We start from the raw sequence: 25102 nt of genomic DNA on the forward strand, positions 1-25102 counted from the left end.
TGGTTAGTTAGGACCGACAATGAGCAAGGTGTGGTTGATCACCGGAAGTTCCCGCGGACTCGGACGAGCCCTGGCCGAGGCGGTGCTGGCCGCCGGCGACCGGGTCGTCGCGACGGCGCGGACTCCCGAGCAGCTCGCCGACCTGGCGACGAAGTACGGCGATCAGGTGCGAGCAGTAGCGCTGGACGTGACGGACCCGGAGGCCGCGCGCGGCGCCGTACGGACCGCTGTGGACGAGTTCGGCGGACTCGACGTGGTGGCGAACAACGCGGGCTACGCGAACAGCGCCGCGATCGAGGAGACGCCGGACGACGACTTCCGCGCGCAGGTGGAGACGAACCTGTTCGGCGTGGTGAACGTGACGAAGGCGGCGCTGCCGGTCTTCCGCGAGCAGAAGAGCGGACATTTCCTGCAGTTTTCCTCGATCGGCGGCCGCGTCGGTGGAACGCCCGGCATGGGCGCCTACCAGACCGCGAAGTTCGCCGTCGAAGGCTTCTCCGAGGTGCTGAACAACGAGGTGAAGCCGTTCGGTGTGAAGGTCACGATCATCGAGCCCGGCGCCTTCCGCACCGACTGGGGCGGCTCCTCGATGACCATCGCTCCCACCCACCCCGACTACGACGAGACCGTCGGCGCCATGAACCGGTTCCGCGTGGAAGTCGACGGCAAGCAGGCCGGCGACCCCGCCAAGGCCGCCCAGGCGATCCTCCAGGTAGTGGCCGCCGACAATCCCCCGATCCGGCTCCTGCTCGGCACGGATGCGCTGACCCGCGCCAAGCAAGGAGCCGAGGAGCGCGCCGCCGAAACCGACGCCTGGGCGCACCTGTCCACCTCCACCGACTTCGACTAACGCAGATCGGCGAAGAACTCGCGCACGTCGGCGACGAGCAGCTCGGGTTCTTCCAGGGCGGCGAAGTGGCCGCCGCGGTCTACGTCGGTCCAGCGGGTGACGGTGTTCTCCTGCTCGACGTACTTGCGGATCGGTACGTCGTGGGCGAAGGCCACGACCGCGGTGGGGACGCCGGTGTTCTCGCGCGCGGAACCCCACGGCTGCCCTTGCACATAACCGACGTAGGCCGCGGAGCTCGCCGTACCGGTCAGCCAGTAGAGCATGACGTTCGTGAGCAGGCGATCCCGGCCGATGATCTCGTCGGGCAGTGTGTCGGCCGGGTAGGTCCAGGCGTGGAACTTGTCCAAGATCCAGGCCAACTGCCCGACCGGCGAATCGACGAGCCCGTAACCGAGGGTCTGCGGCCGGGTCGACTGGATCGCGATGTAGCCGAACTCTTCCTGCATGAACTTGCCGATCCGCCCCACCCGGTCCTGCTCCAGCGGGGTCAGGCTGCGCATCTCGTCCTCGGTCAGCGGCAATCGCGGGATCGGGCCCGGCCCGCCGTTCGTGTGGACGCCAACCACCCGGTCACGCGCCGCTCGCGCGACACCGGGTGACACCGAACCACCGATGTCCCCACCCTGTACGCCGTACCGGTCGTAGCCGAGCCGGTTCATCAGCTCGGCCCAGACCCGGCCGATCCGGTCCGCGGTCCAACCACCTTCGGAGACCGGGCCGGAGAACCCGAACCCCGGCAGCGACGGAATCACCACATGGAAGGCATCCGCCGCGTCACCACCGTGTGCGACCGGATCGGTCAGCGGGCCGATCACGTCGAGAAACTCGACCACCGAGCCCGGCCAGCCGTGCGTGAGCAGTAGCGGCAGGGCGTTCGGCTCGGCCGAGGTCACGTGCAGGAAATGGATCTGCTGACCCTCGATCTCGGTCATGAACTGCGGGTACGCGTTCAGCTCGGCCTCCGCGGCCCGCCAGTCGTACTTGGTCCGCCAGTGCTCGACCAGCTCGGCCAGATAAGCGACCGGTACGCCGGTGGTCCAGTCGTCACCAGGCAACGGAGTAGGGAGCCGGGCGGCGGCCAACTTCGCAGCCAGCTCGTCCAGAGCGCTCTGCGGGATCTCGATGCGGAAGGGCTTGATCGTCGTCATGTCTGTAGTCTTCCAACCAGTTAGGTCAGCTACTGTCCTAGGCAATCGGAAGACTTCTCTTCATGCTGGAAACCTCCGCACGACTCCTCAAACTGCTCTCGCTTCTCCAATCCCCGCGGGACTGGAGTGGCGCCGCGCTGGCCGCCGAGCTCGGTGTCGGTCCCCGGACCGTCCGGCGGGACGTGGAGAAGCTGCGCAACCTCGGCTACCCGGTCGACGCCGTACCGGGGGTGGCCGGCTACCGGCTGGGCGCCGGGGCTGCGCTGCCGCCGCTGTTGCTGGACGACGAGGAGGCAGTCGCCGTCGCGGTTGGCCTGAGGGCCGCGGCCGGCGGCACGGTCGCCGGGATCGAGGAGTCCTCGGTGCGGGCACTGACCAAGCTCGAACAGGTCCTGCCTTCGCGTCTCCGGCATCGGGTCAGACTGCTCCAAGCCGTCGCGGTCACACCCTCCGGAGCTGCCCCGGTCCGACCGGACGTGCTGCTCGCGGTCGCCGAGGCGTGCCGCGACCACCAGCGGATGCGGTTCGACTATCGCAACCACGACGGCACGGAGGCCCGCCGTACGACGGAGCCGCATCGACTGGTGAACACCGGTCGCCGCTGGTACCTGACTGCGTGGGACCTCGATCGCAGCGACTGGCGAACCTTCCGCCTCGACCGCCTGCAGCCGGTCATCCCGACCGGCCCGCGCTTCACCCCACGCGAGGTCCCCGAGACGAAGACCGCGTCCGGCGGTTACCGGTACCAAGCCCGCTTCCGCGTCCACGCGCCCGCCGAAGTGGTCGCCGACCAGCTCGCCCCCAGCGTCGCAATCGTCACCCCGATCGACGCCACCACGACCGCGGTCGAGGCCGGCTCCAACTCCCTCGACGAACTCGCCCTGTACGTCGGGCTGCTCGGCCACCCCTTCGAGATCGAGTCCCCGGCCGAGCTGATCACCCATGTCCGCGACCTCGCGCAGCGGCTGACTCTCGCCGTACCGAGGGGGTGAGCGGTAGCGTCAGGTCATGTCGCTGACCGAGGTCGAGGATCGGTACGTCGAGACTGTGCTCGGACAGATCCGGTTACGGATCAGGGGTTCCGGGGAAACGATGCTGTTCTGGCCGAGTCTGCTGATGGACGGCACGTTGTGGGCCGCGCAGCTCGCACACTTCGCCGACCGATATCAGGTGGTGCTGGTGGATCCACCGGGGCACGGCGGCAGCTCGGATCTCGCGGGGCCGTTCAGTTTCGAGCAGTGTGCCGAGGTGATCCTGGCGATCATCGACGAGCTGGGCGTCGAGAAGGTGCATGTCATCGGCAACAGTTGGGGCGGCATGATCGGCGGAACGTTCGCCGCCCTGCACCCCGACCGGATCGGCGTTGCTGTGTTGATGAACGCGACTGCCTCGCCGTCCAGTGCGCGGCAACGACTCGAGTACGGCGCTCTCACCGCGACCGCCCGCTTGCTCGGCGGGATCCGCGGCCCGCTGGTCGGTCCGGTGGTCGACGCTTTCCTCGGCCCAACCGCGAAACGCGAGAAGCCCGAAGTCGTTGCCACGGTCAAGCAACTCGCCCAGCGGGTGAACGTTCGGTCCGGCATGCACGCCGTCACCAGCGTTGTCCCCCGCCGCCCCGACCAGCGTGCGCTCTTCGGCCGGATCCGGACGCCGGTCCTGGTCGTCGCCGGCGCCGAGGACGCCACCTTCGGAGTCGCCGAAACCGAAGTGATGGCCGACTCGATCCCCGGCGCCCGCTTCGTCGTACTGGAACAGTCCGCGCACCTCGCCGCCCTGGAATCCCCCGCCGAGGTCAACGCCCTCATCGACGATTTCCTCGCCGACAACACCTAAAGGCAGACCTCCCTGTCAGCGGCGGGTGGGAACCGAGGTGCGGCTCAGGTCGGAGGCGACGACGATTTCGCCTGAGAATTCGGTGGCGGCTTCCTCGTGGAAGCGCTCGGGTTCGAGGTAGCGCTGGGAGAAGTGGGTGAGGACGAGCTTGCGGACGCCGGACTCCTGGGCGACCCGAGCCGCCTGACGAGCGGTGAGGTGGCCGAAGCGGCGGGCGAGATCGGCTTCGGCCGACAAGTAGGTGGACTCGATCACGAGAAGGTCGGCGCGCTCAGCAAGAGCCAGCACGTTCTCGCAGAGCCGGGTATCCATGATGAAGGCGAACCGCTGACCGGGACGCGGCTCGCTCACCTGCTCCAGGTGCACCGTGCGGCCGTCGATCTCGACGACGCCGGACCGTTGCAGGCGGGAGATGTCGGGACCAACGACGCCGTAGGCCGCCAGCTGGTCGGGCAGCATCCGGCGACCATCAGGCTCGATCAACTGATAGCCGAACGACTCGAGCGAATGCTCCAACCGCCGTGCCCACAACTGACCGAACGGACCGACCGCCAGCAGACCGTCCTCCTCGACCGGCTCCTCCAGCAACTCCGCGCGCTCGTAGAAGGAAGCGGCGTACCGCAGGCGGTCGAAGTACTTCTGTCCCGACGCCGGGTAGTGCGCACGAACAGCATGCGGTACGTCGTCCAGCGACAACCGCTGCACAATTCCCGGTACGCCGAGACAGTGGTCGCCGTGGAAATGCGTGATGCAGAGCCGCGTGATCGCGCCGGCGGCGACCCCGGCGTACAGCATCTGCCGTTGGGTCCCCTCCCCCGGATCAAAGAGGAAGCCGTCCTCGTCCCAGCGCAGGAAGTAGCCGTTCTGCGTGCGTTCGCGCGACGGCACCTGGCTGCCGGTGCCGAGGATGACCAGCTCTCTCAACCGAGGACCTCAGCCAGCGTCTTCGACGAGATGTTGGCACCGCACGACACCACAGCGATGCGACCCGACGGGATCGTCCGCGCGGCGGCGAACGCCATCGCGGCGGATCCCTCGATCAGGTGGTGCTCGGTGTCGATGACTGCCCGCAGTGCGTCGCGGATCGCGGGTTCGTCGACCATGATCCATTCGTCGACGAGATCGCGGCACAGGTCGAACGTGATCGAGCCGGGTTCGACGCTGCCCGCCGTACCGTCGGACAACGTGGGCTGCGCGTCCACGGTGACGATCCGGCCGGCGGCGACCGACTCGGCCATCGCGGCATCGGCCGACGGTGAAGCGCCGTACACCTTGATGCCGGGGAGTTGCTGCTTGAGCACGGCCGCGACCCCGCTGATCAGTCCGCCACCGCCGACTGCGACGACGACGCCGTCGAGCTGTTCGCCCTTCAGCTGCTTGACCAGCTCGACGCCGATCGTGCCTTGGCCCGCGATCACATCGGCATCGTTGTACGGCGAGACGTAGGTCAGTCCGTGTTCGTCGGCGTACGCGCGGGCCTTGAGCTCCTGGGCTCCGGTGTCGTTGCCTTCGGCCCGGAGTTCCGCGCCGAGCCTGCGCAGCGCGGCGACCTTGCTGCTCGACGCGTTCTCGGGCAGGTAGACGATCGCACGCCCACCCAACAGCGCCAGCGCGTTGGCGACCCCGAGACCATGGTTGCCGGACGACGCCGTGACCACGCCGGCCTCCCGCTCGGCATCGGTCAGCGTAAGGATCTTCGCCAGCGCACCCCGCGCCTTGAACGACCCCGTGCGCTGCAGGTGCTCACACTTGGCCAGCACCTCCACCCCGAGGTCCGCGCTGAAGCCGTGGAACGGCAGCAACGGCGTCGGCGGCAGGTACTCGTGCAGAGACGGCGCGATCCCCCGCGAACGGTCCGCGATCTCAGCAGCGGTCACCGGCATGGAGCCTCCTCATAAGCTGTGCGTCTCGACTGCAGGCTATCCGGAGGGCGGGCACGTGACCGAGTCATTGTGGAGCGGATACCAGTACGAGGAGATCGACGCGGACGGGTGGTCGACGTACTGGCGACTGGACCCCCGCGGTCAGAACCTCGCGCTGAGCGACTGGCTCGGCGACGAGTCGAAGCCCGGTCACCGACTGTGGGAGCGCGCCGCGACACCGGCTGGTGTGCGAGGTGTCTGGCGTACGGCGGCCTCGTCGCTGCGGCTCGAGGTTCGTGCGGCACAGGGGATCTACGGGCGGATCGCGCCGCTGGATGTGCTGGTGGACGGCGAGTTGCACCGCCGTTGTGAACTCACGGAAGGTGAGCAGCGGGTAACCGTCGAGCTGCCTGGTACGGCGGGGGTCGTTGAGATCTGGTTGCCGCAGGCCGGGCGGATCGCTGTGCGCGGGCTGGAATTCGACGGCGCAGCCGAGGCTCTGGCGCCGAGTGGACCGCGGTGGATCACCTACGGCAGTTCGATCACGCAGTGCAGCGGCGCAGCCGGACCCTCCGAAACCTGGCCGGCCTTGGTCGCCCGGCAGCACGGCTGGGACCTGTGCTGCCTCGGGCTGTCAGGCGAATGCCACCTGGATCCAGTGGCTGCGCGGACGATCCGGGATACGCCGGCGCGGCTGATCTCGCTCTGCCTCGGGGTGAACATCCAGGGTGGCGCGACGTTCAGCGGGCGGACCCTCCCTGGGCAGGTCGAGTCCTTCATCGCGACCGTGCGATCGGGCCACCCAACCACGCCGATCGTTGTCATCACTCCCCTGCCGGTGCCCGATCGTGACGTCGAACCCAACGCGGTAGGCCTCACACTGGAGGACATCCGCGCCTGCGTGGAACTCGGCGCTCGGGTAGACCCCGCCGTACAGGTGATCGACGGCCGCAGCATCCTCGTCGGCGACGAACCCCGAACCCTCTACACCGACGGCCTCCACCCCGGCCCCGAGGGCTACCGGCTCATCGCCGAACGTCTCAGCCCCCTCCTGGCGGCGGCAGGCGTACGGACGAACGGGTAGTAGTCGGCTCGCCCCGGACGATCACGCCGTACCGAAGCCGGCCAACGCCGCCCAACCGGGACTATTAACAGTCCGTCGGTACGCCGCCAGCTGAGCAAGCAGACGACGGTCACCCCGCGTCGGCCCGCGCCACAGGCTTGCGGCACGGGTGGGGGAACTACCCCCACCCGTGCAAGAAATTACTCCGTCGGGGTGAGGCTGGTGCCCAGGGCCTGCCAGTCGAGGACTGGGGCGGCGAGGGCGCCGATGGTGGCGAGGAGGCCCAGGCGGGCCGCCCGGACCTCGGGGTCTTCGGCCATCACGAGGATCTCTTCGAAGAAGTTCGTGACGGGCTCGACCAGGACCGAAGCGGCGGGGACGAAGTCGCCCAGGGTGGTGGGCGCTTGGCCGACCTTCTGGACTGCTTCGTGGAGGACCACCTCGGCCGGCTCGGTGAGCTTGGCCGCGTCGTACGCCGGGGCGGTGCCCTCGGGGACGATGCGGCGGACGCGCTGCAGGACGGCGACCAGCTGGGCGAAGTCCGTGCTGCCGACCAGCTTCTGGAGGCTGGACAACGTCTCGTCGGCAACTGCGGGAGCCGTTGCCAGCGGCAACACTGCGGCGACCTGGAGGTGGTCGTCGCCGCGGTCGATCAGCTGCTGCTCGTAGCGGCGGACGGTGAACTCGGCCACCTCGTCCAGCGACTCCGCCGGTACGTCGATGCCCTGGGCACCGATCTCCGCGGCTGCTGCCTGCAGACCTGCGGGAAGGGTGATCGCCCGCAGTGCCGGGTGCTCGCGGAGGATCGCCACGACACCACCGGCCGCGCGCCGCAGCGCGAACGGGTCGGAGCTGCCGGTCGGCTTGGCGCCGATGCCGAACAGGCCGGCCAGCAGGTCGAAGCGGTCCGCGAGCGCGAGGAGCGCACCCGGAGTCGTCGACGGAACCGGGTCGCCGGCCGAGCGCGGCAACTCCATGTCGTACAGAGCCTGGGCGACGGCTTCGGTCTCACCGGCACGGCGCGCGTACTCGCGGGCCATCGTGCCGGCGAGTGACGTCAGCTCGACCACCATCTGCGAACCCAGGTCGAACTTCGCCAACTCAGCGGCCCGCGTCAGCGTTGCCAGGTCGTCGTCCGAGACACCCGCGACCGCGGCCAAGGCCAAAGCGATCCGGCCGATGCGACCGGCGCGGTCGGCCATCGAGCCGAGCTTCTCCTCGAAGGCGAGCTTGTCGAGCTCGGCCTTCATGTCGGCCAGCGGCGTCTCGAGGTCGGCGCGCCAGAAGAACGCAGCGTCCTCGTACCGGGCGCGGAGCACGCCCTCGTTGCCGTTGCGGACGGTTGCTTCGTTCACCGAGCCGTTGGCGACGGCGACGAAGTGCGGAAGCAGCTTGCCGTCGGCACCGCGCACCGGCAGGTAGCGCTGGTGCTTGCGCATTACGGTGGTGAGGATCTCCGACGGCAGCTCCAGGTAGTCAGGCGAGAAGTTGCCGAGGATCGGCGTCGGCTCCTCGACCAGGTTGACGATCTGGTCGAGCAGCGCGGACTCGGCCGCGAAGTCGATGCTGCCGGTGACCTCGGCGGCGAGCCGCTCGGAGGTCTCGACGATCTGCTGGCGGCGACGGGCCGGGTCGGCCTCGATGCCGTGGATCCGGAGCAGGTCCAGGTAGCCCTCGGCGGACGCGATCTCGACCTTCGGCTGGGCCGCGGTCCGGTGCACCCGGGTGACCCGGCCGGCGGCCAGCGACGACACGGAGACCGGCACGATCTCGTCGCCGAGCAGCGCCACCAGCCAGCGCACCGGCCGGGTGAAGGACAGCTTGGCGTCGTTCCAGCGCATGTTCTTGTCCGAGCGCAGTCCGGCGACGATCTCGCTCAGGACGCCGCTCAGCACCTCGGCCGCGCCGCGACCCGGGTCCGGCTTGGTGACCGCGACGTACTCGACGCCGTCGACGTCGAGGGTGTGCAGCTCGCTCACGTCGACGCCCTGGCCGCGGGCGAACCCGGCGGCGGCCTTGGTCACGTTGCCGTCGGCGTCGTACGCCGCGGCCTTCTTCGGACCGCGGTTGACCCGCTCGGCGTCCGGCTCGCCGGCCTGGACCTCGGCGACGAAGGCGACCACGCGGCGCGGGGTCGCGTAGACCGTGACCGCGCCGTGGCCGAGCCGGGTCGCGGCCAGCTTCTCGGTCAGTGCGGCCTTGACCGCCGCGGCGGTCTTGGTGACCTCCGACGGCGGCATCTCCTCGGTGCCGATCTCGAAGGTCAGCTGCCGGGTCCCGGTCGCGACCGGGAACGACGTCGGCACCGGAGCGGCCGGGGGCAGCTCGGCGGTGCCGAGCGGGTGCTCCAGCTCGGTACGGCGCTCGGCCCACAGCTGGGCGACCTCACGGGCCAGTGTGCGCATCCGCGAGAACGCCTTGGCGCGCTCGGTCGTGCTGACCGCACCCCGGGCGTCGAGGACGTTGAAGGTGTGCGAGCAGCGCAGCACCTGGATGTGCGCGGGGACCGGGAGCCGGGCGTCGAGCAGCCGGCGGGCCTCGTTCGCGTACTCCTCGAAGAGGCGCTTCTGCGACTCCACGTCGGCGTCGTCCAGGTAGTACCGGCTCATCTCGTACTCGGCCTGGCCGAAGGCCTCGCCGTACGAGATGCCGGGCGCGTAGGCGATGTCCTTGAAGTGCGAGACGCCCTGCAGCGCCATCATGATCCGCTCGATGCCGTAGGTGATCTCCACCGACACCGGGTCCAGCGTCATCCCGCCGGCCTGCTGGAAATAGGTGAACTGGGTGATCTCCAGCCCGTCCAGCCACACCTCCCAGCCCAGACCCCAGGAACCGGTCGCCGGGTTCGCCCAGTTGTCCTCGACGAACCGGACGTCGTGGGCGTGGATGTCGACACCCAGCGCGGTCAGGCTGTCCAGGAACAGCTCCTGCGGGTTCCCCGGGTCCGGCTTGAGCACGACCTGGAACTGGGTGTGCGTCTGCAGCCGGTTCGGGTTCTCGCCGTACCGGGCGTCGTCGGGCCGGACACTCGGCTCGACGTAGGCGACCCGCCACGGCTCGGGACCGAGCACGCGCAGGATCGTCGCCGGGTTCAGCGTCCCGGCACCGACCTCGGTGTTGAACGGCTGCACGATCATGCAGCCCCGGTCGGTCCAGTACTTCGTCAGCGCGATCAGCGCGTCCTGCATGGTGAGCACAGCAAACCTCAAGCCGTCTTCGGGGATCCTGAGCGCGATTCTATTCGGTTTTCGCCCTCTAGAATTACCGGGTGACCTCACCCCTGCACGCAGCGGTAGTCCGCTAGTTCCGTCGTCCGCTCCCCGGCGCCGATCCGGCCTCCGGGTGAGCCGTGCTGCCCACCTCCTTCTTGACGACGGCAGGGACGACTTTCTCTTGAATCTCATCACCGTGGACGACACCATGTCCGCGGATCGGGCGCTGCGCCTGATCCGCCAAGGCCGCGCCCTGCACTGGGCCGGCGACTTCCAGAATGCGAGACAACTGCTCGCGGCGCTCGGTCGCCGGACCCGGCGGGTCGAGCAGCTGAATTCGTTGCTGATAGCAACTAAAGACTATGAGATCCGGTTGCGGCGGGCACCGGATGTTTACCAGGCCTGTCTGCAGGCCTACGGTCCACCCGCCGGCGAGCGATTGATCCCGTTGCGCGAATTGCTGGGTGTGATCGGCGCTCATCAACTTCGGGAGCGCGGCATCTATCTTCCAGCCCTCAAAGGCAGAATCCACCCGCACTACGGGGTTTTCGCCCCCACCAGATCCGAGTACGTCGACCTGGTGGCCGCCACGCCGTTGCCACCCGCAGAGGTTGCGTTCGACATCGGAACCGGAACCGGCGTGCTCGCGACCGTGCTGCTGCGGCGCGGTATCCCCAAGGTGGTTGCTACGGACAACAATCCACGAGCGGTGGCGTGCGCGCGGGAGAACTTGGCCGCGCATGATGGCGGCGCCGAGGTGGTTGAGGCGGACCTCTTCCCGCCGGGCCGCGCGGACCTCATCGTGTGCAACCCGCCGTGGATCCCCGGCCGGCCGATGACACTGCTCGACACCGCCGTGTACGACGAGGACAGCCGGATGCTGCGCGGATTCCTGCACGGTGTCCACGAGCATCTGACTCCGAGGGGCGAGGCGTGGTTGGTGATGGGGATTCGATCCCAGGACGAGATGCTCGCCGAGTTTCGGGCGGCCCGGCTCACGGTCGTCGGGCGGTCCAGCGCCGTACCGACGCATCGGCGGGCCCGGGCGGACGAAACGACATCTTTGTGGCGACTGCGTCCATCCGCGGCCGACTCGTTCGTGGAGGAGGCATGAACAACACAGAGCTCTACTACGAAGTACGCGGGACCGGACCACTTGTCGTGCTGGTGGGCGCACCGATGGATGCGGATGCGTTCGCACCGCTGGCCGACCTCCTGGCGGACAGCTACACCGTGCTGACGACAGACCCACGCGGCATCAACCGCAGCAGATTGGCAGGCAGTACGTCGACTCCCGAGCAGCGCGCCGACGACCTGGCCCGGCTGATCCGGTACGTCGACCGCGGCCCGGCCATCGCGTTCGGATCGAGCGGTGGAGCCGTGAGCGTGCTGGCCCTCGCACAGAACCATCCGCAGTCCGTGCAGGACTCAGGAGCGCAGAAGTGATTGAGGAATCGGAGACGACTCCCAAGGTCAGCTCTGCGAGCGGACGTCGATCGCGTTGGCCGAACTACTCGGTGTCACACCGACGCGGTTTCCGGGCGGGCACACCGGATTCGCCGACGACCCGAAGTCGTTCGAGCCGGCGCTACGCCGTCAGTTGGTCGAGGTTGGTCTCCACCCAGGTGCGTAGCGCGCCGAGCGGCACGGAGACGCTGTGGCCGAGCTCGGTCAGCGAATACTCCACATGCAAGGGCACTGCGGGGTAGATCTCGCGGTGCAGGAAGCCGTTGTCTTCCAGGCGGCGCAGGGTCGCGGTCAGCACTTTCGGACTGATGCCCTGCAGCCGCCGTTGCAGCTCACCGAACCGCAGCGGGCCGTCCTCCAGCGCACCGATCGCGAGGGCGGCCCACTTGTTCGCGAGCAGGTCGAGGACGTCACGGCACGGGCACTGCGCCGCATAGACGTCGTGCTTGTCGTGCTTCCCGGTCGCGCAAACAGTACTCATACTTCCCAAAAGATAGCAGCAGCCCTTGCGGGAAACTAGGGCCCCACAGATAGCGTCCGAGCCATGAGAGCTATCAGCCAGAAAGAGTTCGGTGGTCCGGAGGTCCTGCAGGTGGTCGAGGTCGAGCGGCCCGAGCCGCTCCCGACCGAGGTCCTGGTCCGGGTGCACGCGGCCGGCGTGAACCCGGTCGACGCCAAGACCCGGGCCGGCAGCGGCGTGGCCGGCATCCTCGGTGAGCCGCCGTTCATCCTCGGATGGGACGTCTCCGGCGTCGTCGAGGCGGTCGGTCATGGCGTGCACACCCTGAACGTGGGCGACGAGGTCTACGGGATGCCGTGGTTCCCGCGAGCCGCCTCGGCCTACGCCGAGTACGTGACCGCGCCGTCCCGGCACTTCGCGCGCAAGCCCGCCAACCTGAGCCATGTCGAGGCGGCCGCGCTTCCCCTCGCCGGACTGACGGCGTACCAGATCCTGACGGCATTGGCCGACGTACAGCAGCGTCAGCGGGTGCTGATCCATGCGGCCGCGGGCGGTGTCGGGCACCTGGCCGTCCAGTTCGCCAAGGCGCTCGGCGCCCACGTCATCGGTACGGCGAGCGCCGGCAAGCACGCGTGGTTGCGCGACCTCGGCGCCGACGAGGTCATCGACTACACGGCGACCGCGATCGAGGACGCGACCGGCGACATCGACGTCGTCGTCGATCTGATCGGTAGCGAGACGACACTTGGCCAGTCGATCAAGGTCCTCACGCCGGGCGGACTCCTCGTCGCGGTGCCGTCCGGCACCTCCCCCGAGCTGCTCGAGGCCGCGAAACAGGCCGGTGTCCGGGTGGCCGGCTTCCTGGTCGAGCCCGACGGGCACGCACTGACCGAGATCACCCAACTGGTCGAGAGCGGCGCCGTACAGGTGGAGGTCGAGCAGGTGTTCCCGTGGACCGAGGCCGCCGCGGCGCACCAGGCTCAGGAGTCCGGCCGGACCCGAGGGAAGCTCGTCCTCGAGGTGAACTGAGACGCACCGTCGGACCGTGCGGGGTGATGTGTAAGGCTGGTGGCGTCCGGTGATTGGTAATTGCAGCCATCGGGCACCGGTCCGAGGTGCTGCCGGGACCCGTCTTTCCGCGTGGCGTCTTGACCTCAACCGTCGTTGAAGTTTCAAGCTGGACAGGCAGACGGCCCCCAGGCCCCCGACGAAGGAGCAGAGTTGACCACGTACACGCTTCCCGATCTTTCCTACGACTACGGCGCACTGGCACCGAGCATCGCCGGTGAGATCATGGAGCTGCACCACTCCAAGCACCACGCGACCTACGTGAAGGGTCTGAACGACACCCTCGAGAAGCTGGCCGAGGCCCGCGACAAGGGTGACTTCGGCGCGATCGTCGGCCTCGAGAAGACGCTGGCCTTCAACCTCGGCGGTCACGTCAACCACTCGATCTTCTGGCAGAACCTGTCCCCGGACGGCGGCGACAAGCCGGACGGCGAGCTGGGCGCGGCGATCGACGAGTCGTTCGGTTCGTTCGACGGCTTCCAGGCGCACTTCACCGCCGCCGCCACCACGATCCAGGGCTCCGGCTGGGCCATCCTCGGCTGGGACACCCTCGGTGGCCAGCTGCTCGTGCACCAGCTGTACGACCAGCAGGGCAACCTGCCGGCCGGCCAGGTTCCGATCGCCATGCTGGACATGTGGGAGCACGCCTTCTACCTGCAGTACAAGAACGTGAAGCCGGACTACGTCAAGGCCTGGTGGAACGTCGTCAACTGGGCCGACGCCCAGGCGCGTTTCGACGCCGCCCGCGGCTGACGCACTAGCGATCGAAGGCCGCGGTGATCACGGGAGTGATCGCCGCGGCCTTGATCATGTGGTTCTGCCCCGGCACCTCGGTGTGCCCGGCTCCCGGTACGGCGGCCGCGAGCGCGCGCATCGACGTCTTCATCCACGCCGGGCTCTTCGCACCGCTCACCACCTGCACCGGTACGTCGATCGCCGCCCACTGTGTTCCGTCCAGCGGGTCGCCGAAGCAGTTGCCGCCGAGCAGCTGAGCGTCGTACGGGAGCGTGTGAGCGACCGCCTTCATCTGCCTCCAGGCGGGCATCAGCGTCATCATGGACACGACGAACCCGGGCAGCCCGATCCCCTTCGTCATGAAGTACTTGATCGCCGGCCCCGCCTCGAGCGCCTGCAGGTCGGCCACCCAGGTGCGCGGAATCTGCTTGCGGCTGCTGTCGACGACGAACGGCGCCTCGAACACGACCGCCTTCTCGATCGGCAGTCCGGCAGCCAGCGCATGGAGCACCAGCGCGGCGCCGGACGACGTTCCGTACACGTACGCCGATCCGCCCGCGGCCTCGATGATCGCCGCCAGGTCCTCGATCTCACGCTCCACGGCGTACTCCCCCGCGTCGCCGGAGTCACCACGGCCGCGGCGGTCGTAGTTGTACACGGTGAAGCGATCCGCGAGCAGCTCGGCGAGCTCGGGCATCGGGCCCTGCGCCCGGCTGCAGAGCGCGCCGTCGACGAGGACCAGCGCCGGGCCCCCTGCAGAGATGGACGAGCCGCGCTGGTCGTAGGCAATCGTCGTACCGTCCTTGGAAACCGTTGTGTTCATCGCACTGCCTTCCGCTAGGTGGTCCTGGCAATGCGTCGAACATCCTCCAGCCCAATCGACAGAGTGTGACATGGGTCACAGCTGGTCGCGGCCCGCTGTCGCCGGATGACAGGGTGCGGTCAACAAGCGTCCGCCCCGCTTGCCGATCGGCCGGGGCTGGGCGTTCCGGCCAGGAACGAGCTTGGGGGCTCGTCACGTTCCTGGCGCCAGACGGAACCGGGAGGAATTCTGTGAAAGCTCGCACCTGGCTGGCCGGCCTTGCCGCCGGCGCAGTAGCTCTGACTTTGGCTGCACCCAACGCCATCGGCGCCCCGACGGCGGATCCGGCTCCGAAGAGCCCGACGGTCCGCCAGCTCGACACCCCCGCGGGTGGCGGCGCCGGAATCGTCACCAAGCGCGACGCCCTCGGCCGCGCCCACTCGCTCCGCCCGACCACTCCCCTGAAGGCCCCGAAGTCGGTGGCCTCGAAGGCGGCCAAAGCCGCCACCAGTCGGTCCGACTCGGCAGCTGTCGCGAAGGCGCAGGTCGACGCGGTCGCGCCGTACTTCGGCGCCCGTCCGGGCGACCTGGTCGCCACCGGCACCTCGATGTCGGAGTACGGCTCGCAGACCCGCTTCCAGCAGACCATCGACGGCGTCCAGGTGTACGGCGGCGAGATCGTCACCAACCTGGACAAGACCGGCGCACTGGAGTCGGCCAACGGTGAGGTCGCACTCGCGACGTACGGCGCCTTCCCGGTGGCCGACAAGGTCGACGCTGCGAAGGCCAAGGCGCAGGAGGCCGCCCTGGCCGCCGTCGCGAAGCAGGGCAAGCTCGACGTCTCGAAGCTGAAGGCGGAGCTGACCGGCCCGCGGTGGTTCGACCTTGGCCTGATGACCCGGCAGCCCGGATCGGTCGCCATCCCGGTCTACCTGTACGAGGTCACCGGCGCCGGCGACGTGCGCTGGCAGGCCATGGTGCACGCGTCCGGCCAGGCGCTGCTCGCCTGGGACCTGAGCGAGAAGATCAACCGCGTCGTCTGCGACGCCGACCACGCGATCATCCAGACCGGCGGCGAGGACGTTCGCTGCGGCACGGTGTTCCAGCCTTCGCGCGTCGAGGGCGGTCCGGCCTCGTCCGTGCAGGACGTGAACCAGGTCTTCGAGTTCTTCGGTGACACCTCCGACACCTACGCCTCGCTGGGTACCGATCTGACCAACCTGATCGGCGTCGACTACGGCGACGGCAAGGGTAAGGCGCTGCGCGGCACGGTCCGGATCTGCGTCGACGGCGGCTGCCCCTACGCCAACGCGTTCTGGAACGGCGAGCAGATGGCGTTCGGCGAAGGCGTCAGCACCGACGACATCACCGGCCACGAGCTGACCCACGGCGTCACCCAGCACACCTCCGGCCTGGCCTACCTGTGGGAGGCCGGCGCCATCAACGAGTCGCTGTCCGACATCATGGGCGAGTTCGTCGACCTGACCAACGGCTCCGCGGACGACACCCCGGAGAACCGCTGGCTGATGGGTGAGGGCTCGAGCCTCGGCGCGATCCGCAGCATGTCCGACCCGACGAAGTTCAACGACCCGGACAAGATGACCAGCCCGAACTGGTTCGTCGACGACTTCTTCCAGGACAACGGCGGCGTGCACCTGAACTCCGGCGTCGGCAACAAGACGGCGTACCTGATCGCCGACGGTGGCGGCTTCAACGGCCAGAAGCTGATCGGCATCGGCCTGGCGCGCTCCGAGGTGCTGTGGCACGAGACCCAGAAGGTGCTCACCACCGGCGCCGACTACGGCGACCTCGCCGAGGGTCTGCGTGCGACCTGCGCCAAGCTGGCCAAGAAGAAGAAGTCGGGCATGACCAAGAAGGACTGCGCCCAGGTCGAGCTGGCGATCAAGGCCACCGAGCTGGACCAGGAGCCCGCGGTCGGCCTCCCGGCGCAGGCCCCGGTCTGCGACACCGCCGGCGCGAAGGTCAAGAACCTGCTCAAGACCAGCTTCTCCGAGTACCCCGACGGCAAGGTCGTCCGCGACCAGGGCTGGGTGCTCGGCAAGGCGGAGGGCGTCGACGGTTCGCTGGTCGACACGTCGTACAGCAAGGACGGTGACGACTCCATGTTCGGCATGGTGACCGCCCCCGACCAGGTGATCGGCATCCAGACCGCCAACGGCACCAAGATCAAGAACCAGAAGACGTACCTGCGCTTCCAGCACGCGTACAACTTCTACAACGTCTTCATCATCTTCGGCGTCCGCACCGGTACTGCCACCCTGGAGTACTCGGACAACGGCGGTGCGACCTGGAAGGACAGCTCCGCGCTGACCGGCTGGACCAACGGCCCGACCGTCGACCCGAACTTCGACGACGAACCGGCCGCCTGGCACGGCAACTCGGGCGGCTGGGAGACCAGCCGGCTGGACCTGACCGATTTCCAGGGCCAGCAACTCAAGTTCCGCTGGACCGAACACGGCAAGGACTTCGCCGACCTGATCCCGGCCAACTGGTGGCTGGACAACGCGAGCATCTACACCTGCTCGAAGTAACACCTTTCCACTACGAGGAAATCGATTCCTCAGGCGTACTCCCGGGGCTACGGTGCTGGACAGGAGTTCCCACCGCCCCGGGAGACGTCATGAACGACCAGTCCAGCTCTGAGCTGTCCGCCTGCGACAACCCGGCCTGCGGGGGTTCCTGCCCGCGGGCGGGTGTCGGGCGGCGGACCTTCCTCGCGATCAGCGCGGCCGGCCTGGGAGTGCTCGCCGCGCCTGACGCCCTCCGCGCGGCGGCCACACCACGCAAGCCACTGACGCCCGCCGAGGCTGCCGCGCTCGCGGACCGCGGCGAACCGACCGTCTACTCCGGTACGGCGCTCGCCAAGATCGGGATGCCGGTCGGAGGCGGCTGCGCGGGCCAGGTGTACCTGTCCGGCGACGGCCGGATGTGGGGTTGGGATGTGGCCAACGCCTTGACCTATCCGCTCGGCGGCGCCGACTTCCTCGGCACGCACTATGCGGCGCCGCTGTCGGCTGACGCGCCCGGTGCGACCCGGTTCCGGCAGGGCTTCGCGTTGCGCACCGGCACCGTCGCCCGGTACGTCGATGATCGCGGCTTCAGCGATGTGCGGTTCACCGGGCAGTATCCGATCGGCCGGGTCTCCTACCGGAGCATCGCGAGCCCGGTCGCGGTCACGCTCGACGCGTTCTCGCCGTTCACGCCGCTGGAGACGCTCGATTCGACACTGCCGGCCACGGTCTTCGCGTTCACGCTCCGCAACACGTCGGCCGAACCCGTCGATGCGACACTGCTCGGCTACTCCGAGAACCCGGTCTGTCTCGACAGCCGACGCAGCCAGCCGACGACGCAGCAGGCGACCGCGTTCGCCTCGGGCATCGAGTGGTCCGCGGCTGATCCGACGACCGCGTCACGAGCCGACATCGTCTTCGAGGACTGGGAGCGCGACACGTACGACGGTTGGACCGTGACCGGCACGGCCTTCGGCTCCGGCCCTGTCGCGGCGACCGCCGTACCGGAGTACATGAAGCGTTTCGGCGAGCTCAACGTGCACGGGACGCGATTCGTCACCTCGCACAACTACCGCGCCAACCCGAACGACATCGGCGGCGCGGACGCACACCTGGGGACGTTGACCAGCGCACCGTTCGTGATCGGCCGTCGCTACGTGACCGCTTCGATCGGTGGCGGCGCCGACCCCGGCACAGCTCTGCAAGTCGTTGTCGACGGCAACGTCGTGGCCACCGCGAGTGGCGCGGACACCGAGCCGATGACCACGAGAGTGCTCGATGTCTCGGCGTACCAGGGGCGGACCGCACAGCTCCGCCTGATCGACAACGCGTCGGGCGCCTGGGCTCATCTCAACGTGGACCGCATCGTCTTCAGCGACCGCGCCGACATCATTTTCGAGACCTGGGGCAGCGACACGTACGGCAACTGGACGACGACCGGCGACGCCTTCGGCGCCGGCCCCGTGAAGCCGGAGCAGACGCCCACCCTGATGCAGCGGTACGGCGACCTGAACGTCCAAGGCACGCGCTTCGTCACGTCGTACAACTTCCGGCTGAGCGGCGACCCGGACAACCGGACCGGCACCCTGACCAGCCCGCCGTTCGAGATCACCCGCCGGTACGTCGCCATCGCGGTCGGTGGCGGCAACCGCGGCAGCGTCAATGTACTTGTCGACGGCAACATCGTGGCGACCACAACCGGCAGCAACAGCGAGCCTCTGGTCGGCCAACTGCTTGATGTCGGCAACTACGAAGGCCGGACCGCGAAGATCCAGGTGGTCGACAACGCGACCGGCGGCTGGGCGCACATCAACTGCGGCAGCATCACCTTCACCGACCGCGCCGACATCCTCTTCGAGGACTGGGAGCGCGCCAACTACTCCGGCTGGACAGTCACCGGTACGGCGTTCGGCGCAGGACCGGTCACGGTCGCCGAGACGCCGGTGGATTTCCGGCGAGCATTCGGCAACCGCACCGAGCTGAACGTCTCGGGCACCCGGTTCGTCACGTCGTACAACTTCCGCGACGGATCGCTCGACAGCTCACAAGGCACGCTGACCAGTCGGGTGTTCACCATCGACCGCCGCTACATCACCGTCTGGGCGGGCGGCGGCAGCAACCCGGCGACGACCGCGGTCAACCTGCTGGTCGACGGCGCGGTAGTCGCGACCGCCACGGGAGCCGACATCGAGCCCCTGGACGCGATCTGCTGGTCGGTCGGCCGTTGGGCCGGGAAGTCGGCGCAGATCCAGATCGTCGACAAATCCACCGGCGGCTGGGGACACATCAACGTCGACCGGATCATCTTCAGCGATCGGCCGATCCGGCAGCAACCTGTTGCCGACCGCACCGATGCGGGCAGTTTCGCGTTGTCCACAGTCGAACCGAGCGCCGTCGTACGACGATCGGTCGCGTCCTGGTCGACGCCGAGCGAGCTGTTCGATGCGGCGGACGGACCGGCCGATGTGGACGGTTCGGAGACTCAGGTCGGCACGGTCGCGGTCAGCGTCCGGCTGGCGCCTGGTGAGTCGCGGACGCTGCGCTTCGTCCAGAGCTGGTTCTACCCGACACCCGAGCGGCGGCTCTTCGGGCATCTCACCAACGGCTCGACGTTCCTTCGGCATTACGCCACACGTTTCAACTCCGCCCGCCAGGTGGCTGAGCACGTCCACGCGAATCTCGAGCGGCTGGAGTCGGGCACGCGGGAATGGGTGCGGACCTGGTACGACGATTCCACCTTGCCCCACTGGTTTCTCGAGCGGACCTTCGCCAATGTCTCGACCTTCGCGACCGGTACCTGTCACCGCTGGAGCGACGGCCGCTTCTACGCCTGGGAAGGCGTCTACTGCTGTCACGGCACCTGCCAGCACGTCTGGAGTTACGCCCAGGCGATCGGGCGGCTGTTCCCCGACCTCGAGCGCGACACCCGCGAGCGCGTCGACCTCGGCATCGGCTACCGATCCAGCGGCGAGCTCGCGAACCGCGGTGAGTCGGGTGACGCGGCGTCCTCGTTCGCGGACGGGCACTGCGGCACGATCCTGCGGATCTATCGCGAACACCAGATGGCGCCGGACGCCGCCTTCCTGACCCGGGTCTGGCCGAAGGTGAAGACCTCGGTCGACTACGTGATCTCGACGCGGGACGGGGCCGACGAGGACGGCATCTTCCGCAGCGGTCAGTGGAACACCTTGGACACCGAATGGTTCGGCGAGATCCCGTGGCTGAGCGGCCTGTACGTCGCCGCGCTGCGGGCCGCGTCCGCGATGGCGACCGAGAGGGGCGACACCTCGACGGCCACCCGGTACACCACGATCGCGGACCGCGGATCGGCGTACCTGAACGGGTCCTTGTGGAACGGGACCTACGGCTACTACGTACAGAAGGTCGACCCGGCGCATCCGCGGACAGCGAATTCGAACCGCGGCGTGTTCATCGATCAGATGTACGGGCAGACGTACGCCGCTCAGCTCGGCCTGCCACGGGTGTTCGCGGCGGACAAGGCGCGGACTGCCTTGACGAGCCTGTACCGGCACAACTTCCAGCCGAACCCGGCGGAGTACCGGGTTCCCGGCATCCCGTCGGGCCGCATCTACGCGATGCCCAACGAGCCGGGCACGATCATGGCCGCCTGGCCGAACGGCGGTTCGGACGAGGCGGGAGGAGAGCGGTACTTCGCCGAGGTCTGGACCGGGCAGGAGTGGCAGTTCGCGGCGCACCTGTTCGCGGAGGGGATGGCGGCTGAAGGGCTCGCCGTGTCACGCGCGATCTATGACCGGCATCGGGGCGAGAAACGCAATCCCTACAACGAGATCGAGGCCAGTGACCACTACGCGCGAGCCATGATGAGCTTCGGGACATACCTGGCCGCCTGCGGCTACGAGTACCACGGACCGCGCGGGCATCTGGGCTTCGCACCGCGGCTGACGCCCGAGGAGTTCGCCTGCGCGTTCACGGCCGCCGAGGGCTGGGGCCGCTACCACCAAACCCGTACGGCGACCTCCCAGGTGGCGACCGTCGAAGTCCGGCACGGCCGCGTCCGCCTGGAGACCCTCGCTTTCGAAACCGCCCGGCCGGCCACCGCAGCCACCGTGACCCAAGCCGGTACGGCGGTCCCCGCCACGCTGGCGGTGAGCGGCAACCGAGCCGTCGTCACCCTCGCTTCGGCCACCGTCGTCACCGGGGAACTCACCATCACACTTACGGCATAGGAACGTCCGGACGTTCGTCGTCCCAGGCGGCGGCGCTGATCCGCCAACCGGCCGCGGTCCGGACGAACTGGATCGTCTTCATCCCGCGGCCGGTGAAGGCGACGCCGTCCTGCCTGCCTTCCTTGGCATAGGCGCCGTACCAGTGCGCGATGTCGCCGAAGACGTCGACCCGACCGTCCAGCGGCCACTCGCGGAAGTCGCTCAGCGTGCCTGACGTGAGGAGTGCGCGGCGGGGCGCGATGAACTCGTCGACGGTGTAGGCCAGCGGCTCGCTGCCGCAGGTGCGAACGATGACGGCCTGCGGGATGAACAGCTCGGGCAACGCATCCAGCCGCTCCTCGCAGTCCGGGCCGGAGACAAAGGCGTCGAAGAACCGGCGGACGACGTCGTTCAAGGCGGTCTGGTCCATGTTCACAACCTAACCGGGTGGGTACTGGGCGTGAGAGCCGATCACGGGAGGCCGAGGATGACTACGCGTTCGAGTGTCGGACGGGACGAGCCTGTCGGCGCGCTGGTGAGCGACCTGACCAGCGACATCAGCCGACTGGTACGCGACGAACTGCAGCTGGCCAAGTCCGAACTGAAGGACAAGGGCAAGGAGGCCGGCGTCGGTATCGGCTTGTTCGGTGGCGCCGGAACGGTCGCGCTCTACGGGCTCGGTGCATTGATCGCGGCCGCGATCTGCGGACTCGCCGTCGTACTGCCCGCCTGGTTGTCCGCGCTGATCGTCGCGTTCGTGCTGTTCGCGATCGCCGCTGTCGCCGCACTGCTCGGCAAGCGTCATGTCAGTCAAGCAACTCCGCCCATTCCGCAACGTGCCGTCGAGGGAGTCCACGAGGACATCGAAGCCCTCCGCGGCCATCACCCGGAAGGGACTCTCACTTCATGAAGCACCGCGACGACATCTCCGAGACCGAGGCACTGCGGCTCGAGCTCGAACAGACCCGCCAGCACCTGGCCGACACAGTCCAGGAACTCACCCGCCAGCTCAACGTCCCGCGTCGGCTCAAGGAAGGCGCCGCCGAGACCGGCCAGCGCCTGAAGGCCAACGCCGGAGTGGCCGGTGAGCGGATGAAGCTCAACGCCGGCCTGGCCGGTGAGCGTGTGAAAGCCAATGCCGAGTACGCCGGTCTGCGGGTGAAGGACACGGCGAGCCAGGTCCCGGCGCTGACCAAGCAGCACCCGCGGACCACGGCTGCCGTCGGCGGCGCCGTACTGCTCGGTGCCACTGCTGCTGCCTGGCTGGTCAGTCGCCATAAGTAGTTAGGGTTTTCGGCGGGAAGACAAGGATTTGTGAGGGTTATCCCCTGCGTTGGTGACGAGGGGATGCAGACCGCTGGCAGGTTTGGCATTCTCCGGAGTGGTAGCGACAAGTAGTCCCCCCATCGCTATCAGTATCCGCCGCCCATCGGAGTGAGGCCCTTCCATGTCATACCGTCACGCCCTGACAACGCTCGCCGTCCTGGCCACCGCGATCGCCGTACCGGCCACGACCGCCCACGCCGCGCCGGCTCCGGCAGCCCCGGCGACCACGGTGTCGTGGTACACCGGATCGCCGCAGGAAGCCGCAGCCAACAAGGCGTTCTTCGACGCGGTCATGAAGTCCGCGCTCGCCAAGCGCGCCCAGGCCGCGAAGTCCGGTCAGAAGCTGGCCGCGGTGACCGTCCGGTACCGCTCGAACAACGCGCCAAGCTTCCAGACCCAGATCAGCCGCAGCACTCAGATCTGGAACTCTTCGGTGACCGACGTCCAGCTGGTCCAGGTCAGCAGCACGTCGGCGTACGACTTCTACTACACCGAGGGCAACGACTCCCGCGGGTCGTACGCCTCCACCAACGGCCACGGCCGGGGGTACATCTTCCTGGACTACCGCCAGGCCCAGCAGTACGACCCGACCCGGATCACCGCCCACGAGACCGGCCACGTCCTTGGCCTCCCGGACCACTACTCTGGCCCGTGCTCGGAGCTGATGTCCGGTGGCGGGCCCGGCCCGTCCTGCACCAACCCGTACCCGAACAGCGCCGAGCGCAGCCGCGTCAACCAGCTCTGGTGATGCACCGCTAGACCCCTCCCAGCCCGGGAGCCTCCGCTGCAAGGGGCTCCCGGGCTGTTCTTTTGCTCAGCAGGCGGCGGCGCGTTCGAGCAGGAGGGTACGTTCGCGTTCGTTGCGAGTGAGGTTGGCGGCCTTCTCGAACTCCATGCGGGCCTCGTCGAGGCGGCCGAGCTTGAACAGCAGGTCGCCACGGACGCTGGGCAGCAGGTGGTAGTCCTTCAAGGACGGCTCGTCGGTGAGGGTGTCGACTGCCGCCAGGCCCTGCTCAGGTCCGAAGGCCATCGAGATCGCGACCGCGCGGTTGAGCTCGACGACCGGTGACGGCACGAGCTGCGCCAGTACGGCGTACAGGCCGGCGATGCGAGCCCAGTCCGTGTCGTCGGGGTCGAGGGCGCGGGCGTGGCAGGCGGCGATCGCAGCCTGCAGGAGGTACGGGCCCGGTGGTTTCTCGAGCGCCCAGGCGCGGTCGAGCGCGGCCAGGCCGCGATTGATGAGCAAGCGGTCCCAGCGCCGGCGGTCCTGCTCGAGCAGCAGCACCGGCTCACCGTCGGGACCGACGCGCGCGTTGGCACGCGACGACTGCAACTCCATCAGGGCAAGGAGTCCGAGGACCTCAGGCTCGTCCGGCATCAACTCGACCAGCAACCGGCCGAGTCGCATCGCCTCGTTGCACAGCGCCGGCCGCATCCAGTCGTCGCCGGCCGTCGCGGAGTACCCCTCGTTGTAGATCAGGTAGACGACCTCGAGCACACTGCCCAGCCGGTCCAGCAACTCCGGCCCGGCCGGCACCTCGAACTCCACCCCGGCCTTCGCCAGGTTGCGCTTCGCCCGCACGATCCGCTGCGCGATCGTCGTCTCCGGCGCCAGGAACGCCCGCGCGATCTCGTCGGTCTTCAACCCGCCGAGCAGCTTCAGCGTCAACGTCACCCGCGCATCCATCGTCAGCACCGGGTGGCACGCGGTGAAGACCAGCCGCAACAGGTCGTCCTCGATGTGATCCTCGAGAATCGCCTCCACTTGGATTTCTGTGCTGGCCTCGACTCCGTTGCTCCCAATCTCGAGCTCGTGCCCCATCTCCGCGAGCTTGCGCTGGTACGTCTCCTTGCGCCTGATCAGGTCGATCGCCCGCCGCTTGGCGATCGCCATCAGCCAGGCGCCCGGATTGTTCGGTACGCCGGACTCCGGCCACTGCTCCAGCGCAGCCACCAACGCGTCCCCGGCCAGCTCCTCAGCCAGCCCCACGTCCCGCACGATCCGAGCCACGCCCGCGACAATCCGCGCCGACTCGATCCGCCACACCGCATCAATCGCCCCGTGCACATCCGTCACCCCGCGATACAACCCCACCCCACCCACAAACAGCAACCGCCGGCCCCCTCCGGGGGCCGGCGGTCAGGGGGTGAAGACGTTGGCGTCGGGGGCGAAGTCGGCTGCTTCGACTACCTGGCGAATCTCGACCTCGTTGCCGAGGGCTTCGGCGAGGCGGGCGGCCCACTCGACGGCTTCGTCGCGGGAGCGGACGTCGACGACCATCACGCCGCCGACGAGTTCCTTGGTTTCGGCGAACGGTCCGTCGGTGACCGTACGGCGGCCGCCGGCGACGGCGACGCGGGCACCGAGGGCGCTGCGGTGGACGCCTTCGGCGAAGAGCAGCACGCCGGCCTTCGAGAGGTCCTCGACGACCTTGCCGACGCCGTCGACCACGGCCGGCGACGGGAACTTGCCGGCTTCGCTGTCCGCGTCGGCCTTGTTGATGATCATGTAGCGCATGAGGAATCCCCTTCGGTGTCGGTCTCTTGCTCTCACGTCG

Annotated in this window: 22 protein-coding genes; 13 read left to right on the forward strand and 9 right to left on the reverse strand. The window is 68.5% G+C overall.

The features are described 5' to 3' along the window. The first annotated feature begins 19 nt into the window (after positions 1 to 19). Positions 20 to 850, forward strand: a complete 831-nt coding sequence (locus ABZS29_RS03825; protein WP_355458271.1) for an oxidoreductase — start codon at positions 20 to 22, stop codon at positions 848 to 850. Here the strand turns inward: ABZS29_RS03825 and ABZS29_RS03830 are convergent. Beyond that, complete coding sequence (locus ABZS29_RS03830; RefSeq protein ID WP_355458273.1) at positions 847 to 1998, reverse strand: epoxide hydrolase family protein; 1152 nt, start codon at positions 1996 to 1998, stop codon at positions 847 to 849. The genes ABZS29_RS03825 and ABZS29_RS03830 overlap by 4 nt on opposite strands. Before the next feature lie 62 nt (positions 1999 to 2060). Here ABZS29_RS03830 and ABZS29_RS03835 point away from each other — a divergent pair, with 62 nt between their 5' ends. Further along, positions 2061 to 2990: a YafY family protein gene (locus ABZS29_RS03835; RefSeq protein ID WP_355458275.1), complete on the forward strand. Its 930-nt coding sequence runs from the start codon at positions 2061 to 2063 to the stop codon at positions 2988 to 2990. 16 nt (positions 2991 to 3006) lie between these two features. Next, on the forward strand, positions 3007 to 3831 hold the full coding sequence (locus ABZS29_RS03840; RefSeq protein WP_355458276.1) for an alpha/beta hydrolase: 825 nt from the start codon (positions 3007 to 3009) through the stop codon (positions 3829 to 3831). A gap of 15 nt (positions 3832 to 3846) precedes the next feature. Here ABZS29_RS03840 and ABZS29_RS03845 read toward each other — a convergent pair whose 3' ends face one another. Together ABZS29_RS03845 and ABZS29_RS03850 are read right to left on the reverse strand one after the other, a co-directional pair. Continuing rightward, complete coding sequence (locus ABZS29_RS03845; protein WP_355458278.1) at positions 3847 to 4755, reverse strand: ribonuclease Z; 909 nt, start codon at positions 4753 to 4755, stop codon at positions 3847 to 3849. After that, complete coding sequence (locus ABZS29_RS03850) at positions 4752 to 5714, reverse strand: pyridoxal-phosphate dependent enzyme (protein WP_355458279.1); 963 nt, start codon at positions 5712 to 5714, stop codon at positions 4752 to 4754. The genes ABZS29_RS03845 and ABZS29_RS03850 overlap by 4 nt, the downstream gene beginning before the upstream one ends. 55 nt (positions 5715 to 5769) lie before the next feature. Between ABZS29_RS03850 and ABZS29_RS03855 the strand changes: the two genes are divergently transcribed. Further along, positions 5770 to 6777, forward strand: coding sequence for a GDSL-type esterase/lipase family protein (locus ABZS29_RS03855; RefSeq protein WP_355458281.1), 1008 nt, complete (start codon positions 5770 to 5772; stop codon positions 6775 to 6777). Positions 6778 to 6956: 179 nt separating this feature from the next. On the opposite strand, the gene ABZS29_RS03860 is transcribed toward ABZS29_RS03855, so the two are convergent. Next, on the reverse strand, positions 6957 to 9944 hold the full coding sequence (locus tag ABZS29_RS03860; RefSeq protein WP_355460816.1) for a glycine--tRNA ligase: 2988 nt from the start codon (positions 9942 to 9944) through the stop codon (positions 6957 to 6959). A gap of 220 nt (positions 9945 to 10164) precedes the next feature. On the opposite strand from ABZS29_RS03860, the gene ABZS29_RS03865 reads away from it, so the two are divergent. Together ABZS29_RS03865 and ABZS29_RS03870 are read left to right on the forward strand one after the other, a co-directional pair. Continuing rightward, on the forward strand, positions 10165 to 11082 hold the full coding sequence (locus ABZS29_RS03865) for a class I SAM-dependent methyltransferase (protein ID WP_355458283.1): 918 nt from the start codon (positions 10165 to 10167) through the stop codon (positions 11080 to 11082). Further along, positions 11079 to 11414: an alpha/beta hydrolase gene (locus tag ABZS29_RS03870; RefSeq protein WP_355458285.1), complete on the forward strand. Its 336-nt coding sequence runs from the start codon at positions 11079 to 11081 to the stop codon at positions 11412 to 11414. The genes ABZS29_RS03865 and ABZS29_RS03870 overlap by 4 nt, the downstream gene beginning before the upstream one ends. Positions 11415 to 11556: 142 nt before the next feature. Here the strand turns inward: ABZS29_RS03870 and ABZS29_RS03875 are convergent, their stop codons facing one another. Beyond that, complete coding sequence (locus ABZS29_RS03875; protein WP_355458287.1) at positions 11557 to 11916, reverse strand: helix-turn-helix domain-containing protein; 360 nt, start codon at positions 11914 to 11916, stop codon at positions 11557 to 11559. Positions 11917 to 11979: 63 nt separating this feature from the next. Here ABZS29_RS03875 and ABZS29_RS03880 point away from each other — a divergent pair, with 63 nt between their 5' ends. Continuing rightward, entirely contained in the window at positions 11980 to 12924 is a 945-nt protein-coding gene (locus tag ABZS29_RS03880) for an NADP-dependent oxidoreductase (protein ID WP_355458289.1), read from the forward strand. A gap of 192 nt (positions 12925 to 13116) precedes the next feature. Beyond that, positions 13117 to 13716 (forward strand): superoxide dismutase, encoded by a 600-nt coding sequence (locus ABZS29_RS03885; protein WP_355458291.1) that lies wholly within the window; start codon positions 13117 to 13119, stop codon positions 13714 to 13716. A 4-nt stretch (positions 13717 to 13720) separates the two neighbouring features. Here ABZS29_RS03885 and ABZS29_RS03890 read toward each other — a convergent pair whose 3' ends face one another. Continuing rightward, on the reverse strand, positions 13721 to 14521 hold the full coding sequence (locus tag ABZS29_RS03890; protein WP_355458293.1) for an alpha/beta hydrolase: 801 nt from the start codon (positions 14519 to 14521) through the stop codon (positions 13721 to 13723). 230 nt (positions 14522 to 14751) lie between these two features. Here ABZS29_RS03890 and ABZS29_RS03895 point away from each other — a divergent pair, with 230 nt between their 5' ends. Beyond that, on the forward strand, positions 14752 to 17052 hold the full coding sequence (locus tag ABZS29_RS03895; RefSeq protein WP_355458294.1) for a M4 family metallopeptidase: 2301 nt from the start codon (positions 14752 to 14754) through the stop codon (positions 17050 to 17052). An 89-nt stretch (positions 17053 to 17141) separates the two neighbouring features. After that, positions 17142 to 21239 carry a GH116 family glycosyl hydrolase gene (locus tag ABZS29_RS03900; RefSeq protein ID WP_355458296.1) on the forward strand — a complete coding sequence of 1366 codons (4098 nt, stop codon included), beginning with the start codon at positions 17142 to 17144 and terminating at the stop codon, positions 21237 to 21239. Here ABZS29_RS03900 and ABZS29_RS03905 read toward each other — a convergent pair. Further along, entirely contained in the window at positions 21229 to 21648 is a 420-nt protein-coding gene (locus tag ABZS29_RS03905; protein WP_355458298.1) for a DUF4440 domain-containing protein, read from the reverse strand. The two genes, ABZS29_RS03900 and ABZS29_RS03905, sit on opposite strands and share 11 nt — an antisense overlap. Positions 21649 to 21705: 57 nt before the next feature. Here ABZS29_RS03905 and ABZS29_RS03910 point away from each other — a divergent pair, with 57 nt between their 5' ends. The 3 genes from ABZS29_RS03910 to snpA all read left to right on the forward strand — a co-directional run bounded on the left by ABZS29_RS03910 (position 21706) and on the right by snpA (position 23292). Next, positions 21706 to 22128: a phage holin family protein gene (locus tag ABZS29_RS03910; RefSeq protein ID WP_355458300.1), complete on the forward strand. Its 423-nt coding sequence runs from the start codon at positions 21706 to 21708 to the stop codon at positions 22126 to 22128. After that, complete coding sequence (locus ABZS29_RS03915; protein WP_355458302.1) at positions 22125 to 22502, forward strand: DUF3618 domain-containing protein; 378 nt, start codon at positions 22125 to 22127, stop codon at positions 22500 to 22502. Before ABZS29_RS03910 ends, ABZS29_RS03915 begins: the two co-directional genes overlap by 4 nt. A 163-nt stretch (positions 22503 to 22665) precedes the next feature. Then, positions 22666 to 23292, forward strand: coding sequence for a snapalysin (gene snpA, locus ABZS29_RS03920; protein ID WP_355458304.1), 627 nt, complete (start codon positions 22666 to 22668; stop codon positions 23290 to 23292). A gap of 66 nt (positions 23293 to 23358) precedes the next feature. Here the strand turns inward: snpA and ABZS29_RS03925 are convergent, their stop codons facing one another. Both ABZS29_RS03925 and ABZS29_RS03930 read right to left on the reverse strand, forming a co-directional pair. Continuing rightward, positions 23359 to 24621, reverse strand: a complete 1263-nt coding sequence (locus ABZS29_RS03925) for an RNA polymerase sigma factor (RefSeq protein ID WP_355458306.1) — start codon at positions 24619 to 24621, stop codon at positions 23359 to 23361. A gap of 63 nt (positions 24622 to 24684) precedes the next feature. Continuing rightward, entirely contained in the window at positions 24685 to 25062 is a 378-nt protein-coding gene (locus tag ABZS29_RS03930; RefSeq protein ID WP_355458308.1) for a YciI family protein, read from the reverse strand. Between the last annotated feature and the right edge of the window lie 40 nt (positions 25063 to 25102).

The organism is Kribbella sp. NPDC005582, assembly GCF_040605415.1.
Classification (GTDB): Bacteria; Actinomycetota; Actinomycetes; order Propionibacteriales; family Kribbellaceae; genus Kribbella.

Excerpts from the sequence above, each read along its gene's own strand:
- ABZS29_RS03825 (WP_355458271.1), top strand. The coding sequence starts at position 20 with ATGAGCAAGGTGTGGTTGATCACCGGAAGTTCCCGCGGACTCGGACGA.
- ABZS29_RS03830 (WP_355458273.1), bottom strand. The coding sequence starts at position 1,998 with ATGACGACGATCAAGCCCTTCCGCATCGAGATCCCGCAGAGCGCTCTG.
- ABZS29_RS03835 (WP_355458275.1), top strand. The coding sequence starts at position 2,061 with ATGCTGGAAACCTCCGCACGACTCCTCAAACTGCTCTCGCTTCTCCAA.
- ABZS29_RS03840 (WP_355458276.1), top strand. The coding sequence starts at position 3,007 with ATGTCGCTGACCGAGGTCGAGGATCGGTACGTCGAGACTGTGCTCGGA.
- ABZS29_RS03850 (WP_355458279.1), bottom strand. The coding sequence starts at position 5,714 with ATGCCGGTGACCGCTGCTGAGATCGCGGACCGTTCGCGGGGGATCGCG.
- ABZS29_RS03860 (WP_355460816.1), bottom strand. The coding sequence starts at position 9,944 with ATGCAGGACGCGCTGATCGCGCTGACGAAGTACTGGACCGACCGGGGC.
- ABZS29_RS03870 (WP_355458285.1), top strand. The coding sequence starts at position 11,079 with ATGAACAACACAGAGCTCTACTACGAAGTACGCGGGACCGGACCACTT.
- ABZS29_RS03875 (WP_355458287.1), bottom strand. The coding sequence starts at position 11,916 with ATGAGTACTGTTTGCGCGACCGGGAAGCACGACAAGCACGACGTCTAT.
- ABZS29_RS03880 (WP_355458289.1), top strand. The coding sequence starts at position 11,980 with ATGAGAGCTATCAGCCAGAAAGAGTTCGGTGGTCCGGAGGTCCTGCAG.
- ABZS29_RS03890 (WP_355458293.1), bottom strand. The coding sequence starts at position 14,521 with ATGAACACAACGGTTTCCAAGGACGGTACGACGATTGCCTACGACCAG.
- ABZS29_RS03900 (WP_355458296.1), top strand. The coding sequence starts at position 17,142 with ATGAACGACCAGTCCAGCTCTGAGCTGTCCGCCTGCGACAACCCGGCC.
- ABZS29_RS03905 (WP_355458298.1), bottom strand. The coding sequence starts at position 21,648 with ATGGACCAGACCGCCTTGAACGACGTCGTCCGCCGGTTCTTCGACGCC.
- ABZS29_RS03910 (WP_355458300.1), top strand. The coding sequence starts at position 21,706 with ATGACTACGCGTTCGAGTGTCGGACGGGACGAGCCTGTCGGCGCGCTG.
- ABZS29_RS03915 (WP_355458302.1), top strand. The coding sequence starts at position 22,125 with ATGAAGCACCGCGACGACATCTCCGAGACCGAGGCACTGCGGCTCGAG.
- snpA (WP_355458304.1), top strand. The coding sequence starts at position 22,666 with ATGTCATACCGTCACGCCCTGACAACGCTCGCCGTCCTGGCCACCGCG.
- ABZS29_RS03930 (WP_355458308.1), bottom strand. The coding sequence starts at position 25,062 with ATGCGCTACATGATCATCAACAAGGCCGACGCGGACAGCGAAGCCGGC.